Raw genomic sequence first — 322 nt, 5'->3', positions numbered from 1 at the left:
TAAAAGGAGTTAATTCTATACCTATAAAAGGCAACCCATAATAGAAAAAGAATAATTGAAGCAATAGAGGAGTCCCTCTGAATATCCAAGCATAAAAGCTTGAAATATATTTTAAAACTTTATTATTTGATAATCTTAGAAGTGCCAGTAATATACCAAGTATACTTCCCAAAATTATAGTTATAATTGTCAATTCAACAGTCATTACACTTCCCTTTAAAAGAATCGGAAGTATATTTTTAATAAAATCTATATTCATTGCTCCTGTACCTCTCTCATCTAATTTTATGATAACTATTTTTTATACTCATCAGTTCCAAAC

General features: G+C 27.3%; 1 protein-coding gene. It reads right to left on the bottom strand.

Annotated features, from left to right (window positions below; genetic code table 11):
• The coding region (locus J418_RS0115355; protein ID WP_017896047.1) for an ABC transporter permease subunit at nucleotides 1-259 on the bottom strand (259 nt) is incomplete at its 3' end.
• Nucleotides 260-322 lie beyond the last annotated feature (63 nt).

The organism is Clostridium tyrobutyricum DSM 2637 = ATCC 25755 = JCM 11008, from assembly GCF_000359585.1.
GTDB classification, from domain to species: domain Bacteria; phylum Bacillota; class Clostridia; order Clostridiales; family Clostridiaceae; genus Clostridium_B; species Clostridium_B tyrobutyricum.
Note: the sequence above shows the minus strand (reverse complement) of the source record. Positions and strands in the feature narration are given on the sequence as shown.